This is a genomic window from Micromonospora sp. ATLC20, from assembly GCF_057196585.1.
The window spans coordinates 1-3,653 of record NZ_JBXUOV010000306.1 but is presented as its reverse complement, the minus strand read 5'-3'; the positions used below and the strand labels follow the sequence as shown (position 1 = coordinate 3,653).

Genomic DNA, 3,653 nt, shown 5'->3' with positions numbered 1-3,653 from the left:
ACCCGGCACGGTGCCACCGTGCCGGGTCGCGTCCCCGGCGGCCGCCGCGCGCCGACCGTACAGTGGGGTAGGTCCTGTTCCACCGTTTCGCCCGGAAGGACCACAGTGAACCGACGCATCAGGACCACCCTCGGCGTCGCCCTGGCCGCCACCCTCGTCACCACCGCCGCGCCGGCCCCCGCCGCCGCTGCCCACGACCGCCGTCCCACGGTCATCGCGCTGCCGGACGGCTTCCAGCCGGAGGGCGTCGCCGCCGCCGGCCGGTACGCCTGGTTCGGCTCGCGGGCCACCGGCGAGATCTACCGCGCCGACCTGATCACCGGCGCGGGCCGGCAGGTCAGCCCCGCCACCGGCACCCCGTCGCTCGGCCTGAAGGTCGACCCGCGCGGCCGGCTCTTCGTCGCCGGCGGCACCGCCGGTGACGCCCGGGTGATCGACACCCGCACCGGCGCCGTACTCGCGAGCTACCAGTTCGCCGAGGCGCCGACGTTCGTCAACGACGTGACGCTCACCCGCGACGCCGCCTGGTTCACCGACTCGAACCGGCCGGTGCTCTACCGCCTGCCGCTGGGACGCGGCGGCACGCTGCCGCCCGCCGGCGGCTTCACCACGCTCCCGCTGACCGGCGACTTCCAGCAGAGCGGCACCGGCGTCAACCTCAACGGCATCGTGCCCACCCCGGACGGGCGGGCGCTGATCGTCGTGCAGTCGAACACCGGCACGCTGTTCCGGGTGGACCCGGCCACCGGCGTCACCACCGCCGTCGACGTGCCGGGCACCACGTTCGTCAACGGCGACGGCCTGCTGCTGCTCGGCCGCACGCTGTACGTGGTGCAGAATTTCCTCAACCAGGTCGCCGTGGTCGACCTGAACCGCTCCGGCTCGGCCGGCGTCGCGCGCGGCGTCATCACCGACCCGGGCTTCGACGTGCCGACCACGGTGGCCGCCGCGCTCGGCCGGCTCTACCTGCCGAACGGCCGGTTCACCACCCCGCCGACGCCGACCACCCCGTACACGGTCGTCGCTGTCGACGCGCGCTGAGCCACGCCGGCCGCCACCCGTCCGGGTGGCGGCCGGCCCGGTTCACTCCTCCATCTCCGGCCCGAGCAGCCGGATCTCCTCGATGTCGATGGCCGCCTGGAGCTGCCGCAGCACCGCGTCGTCGATCTGCCTGGTGTTGCGCAGCCGGGTGATCTCCTGCCGCTTGTGGTCGAGCACCCGCAGACGCAGCCGCCGGGCCATCTCCCGCTCCGCCTCCGCGTCCTCACCGCCCGGGTCGCGGGCGTCGGCCAGGTGCTCCTCGTAGTCGGCGCGCAGCCGGTCCACCGTGTCCTGCGTGGCGCCCACGTCGTCGGCGGCCCGGGGCAGCGCCTCCAGGGCGGCCTCGGTGGCCCGGATCCGGGCCCAGCGCACCTCGTCGTCGCGTTCCCGATCGCCGTTCAGGCCGGCCCAGCTCACGACAGCGGGCAGGGTGGTGCCCTGCACCAGCATGATCAGCACGATCACCACCACGGTCACGAAGATGATCAGGTCGCGTTCGCGCACGGTGCTGCCGTCGTGCATGGTGACCGGCACGGCGAGCGCGGCGGCGAGCGAGACGGCGCCGCGGAACCCGGCCCAGCCCACCGCGGTACGCATCCGGCCGTCGAAGTGCCGCGCGCGGCTCGACTCCCGCCGGTCCACCCGTTGCAGCGCCGACACCGACAGGTGCACCCAGACCAGCCGGATCACCACCACGACCAGGGCGACGAGCGCCGCGATGCCGAGCGACGCGGCCGGCGAGTGGCTGGTGATGCTGCGCAGCGAACGCGGCACCTGCGTGCCGAGCAGCACGAACAGGCCACCGTTGACCATGAACGTGGAGAGGTCCCAGAACGCGAACGCGGTGACCCGGGAACGGGCCCGGATCACCCGGGGCGCGGCGTACGACAGCAGCAGCCCGGCCACCACCACCGCGAGCACGCCGCTGGCGTGCACCGCGTCGGCGAGCAGGAACGCGACGAACGGGGTGAGGATGCTCAGCCCGCCCTCGCGCATCGGATCGTCGACGTGTTTGCGGATCAGCACCACGACTGCGCCGACGAGCAGGCCGGCGGCCACCCCACCGGCCGACTTGCCGACGAACTCGCCGGTGAGCGTCAGCGCTCCGGGCACCGTCCCGCCCGCGACCACGCCGGCGGCCACGGCGAACAGCACGAGTGCCGTACCGTCGTTGACCAGGCTCTCCGCGCGCAGCGTGGTGAGGATGCCGCGCGGCATCCGCTTGGCCAGGCCGGCCACGGCTGCCGCGTCGGTCGGCGCCAGGACCGCGCCGAGCACCCACGCGGCGGCCGGCTGCACGCCGAGGGCCTGCGCGGTGAACGCGACGGCGGCCATCGTGACGATCACCAGCACGACGGCGAGCCCGACGATCACCGTGAGGTTGGCCCGGATCTCGCGGAGGCTGATGACCAGGCTCTCCCGGTAGAGGATCGCCGGGAGGAACAGCACCAGCACGACCTCGGGTTCGAGGATCAGGTTGTCGAACGGCGGCAGCAGGCCGATCAGCGCGCCCATGGCGATCAGCAGGACCGGCGGCGCAACGCTGTAGCGACCGCCGATCGTGGTGCCGACGAGCACGGTGGCGCCCAGCACCGTGATCAGCACGAGTGCTTCCACGCCGTACCCCCGTCACCGTCCGCCGGGAATCACGGTGCCCTACGGCGGCGGCCGGGCGGGACGGAATCGGTGATCGCTACTCGAAGCGGGACGGATCTCCGGCACCGCGACGCAGGATCTCCGGCTCCGGGCCGGACAGGTCGACCACTGTGGTCGGCTCCAGCCCGCAGTCCCCGGCGTCGACCACCGCGTCGACGAGGTGGTCGAGCCGCTCCTTGATCTCCCAGCCCTGGGTCATCGGCTCGTCCTCGCCGGGCAGCAGAAGCGTGCTGGTCAGCAGCGGCTCGCCGAGTTCGGCGAGCAGCGCCTGGGTCACCGTGTGCCGGGGCACGCGCGCGCCGACCACCCGCCGCCGCGGGTCCTGCAACCGGCGCGGCACCTCGGCGGTGGCCGGGAGCAGGAACGTGTAGCTGCCCGGGATGACGGACTTCACCTGCCGGAAGACCGCGTTGCTGAGCTTGACGAACTGGCCGAGCTGGGCGAAGTCGGCGCACATCAGCGTGAACGGGTGCCGGTCGTCGAGCCGCCGGATCTCCCGGATCCGCTCCACGCCGTCGCGGTTGCCGATCCGGCAGCCGAGCGCGTAGCAGGAGTCGGTCGGGTAGGCGATCACCCCGTCGGCGCGCAGCAGGTCCACCACCTGCCGGATCACGCGGGGCTGGGGGTTGTCCGGATGCAGGTCGTAGTACCTCGCCACGCCGGTCAGCCTATGTCCGCGCCCGGGCGGGCGCAGGTTTGGCCCGGGCGGTTTCCGGAAACAGGTGGGGGCCGTTCACGACAGGGGGACCGAATCATGTCCGAAGCCAGCACAGACCGCGTCGCCGACCGCCCCGCGGAGGTGACCGATCCGCTGCTGTGGGACCTGGCCGCCGCGGTGGCCGACGCGCACCAGCCGGACGACGAGCGCGTCTGCGCCAGCCCGAGCTGCGCCGGGGCCGCGTGGCCGTGCGCGGCCTGGAACAACGCGCAGGCGGGGCTGAGCGCCGCCCGGACGC

At 73.7% G+C, this 3,653-nt stretch carries 3 protein-coding genes and 1 pseudogene; 2 read left to right on the top strand and 2 right to left on the bottom strand.

Annotated elements, in window-relative coordinates; translation table 11 throughout:
• Positions 1-105 precede the first annotated feature (105 nt).
• A complete protein-coding gene (locus AC2CHG_RS30545) occupies positions 106-1,041 on the top strand; it encodes an NHL repeat-containing protein (protein ID WP_402806490.1) in 936 nt (311 codons plus the stop codon).
• Between the two features lie 42 nt (positions 1,042-1,083).
• Here the strand turns inward: AC2CHG_RS30545 and AC2CHG_RS30540 are convergent, their stop codons facing one another.
• Both AC2CHG_RS30540 and AC2CHG_RS30535 read right to left on the bottom strand, forming a co-directional pair.
• Positions 1,084-2,658, bottom strand: a complete 1,575-nt coding sequence (locus AC2CHG_RS30540; protein ID WP_262011611.1) for a Na+/H+ antiporter — start codon at positions 2,656-2,658, stop codon at positions 1,084-1,086.
• 76 nt (positions 2,659-2,734) lie between these two features.
• Positions 2,735-3,355: an L-threonylcarbamoyladenylate synthase gene (locus tag AC2CHG_RS30535; protein WP_091418190.1), complete on the bottom strand. Its 621-nt coding sequence runs from the start codon at positions 3,353-3,355 to the stop codon at positions 2,735-2,737.
• 96 nt (positions 3,356-3,451) lie between these two features.
• On the opposite strand from AC2CHG_RS30535, the pseudogene AC2CHG_RS30530 reads away from it, so the two are divergent.
• Positions 3,452-3,653, top strand: a pseudogene (locus tag AC2CHG_RS30530) (hypothetical protein); the annotation flags it as partial.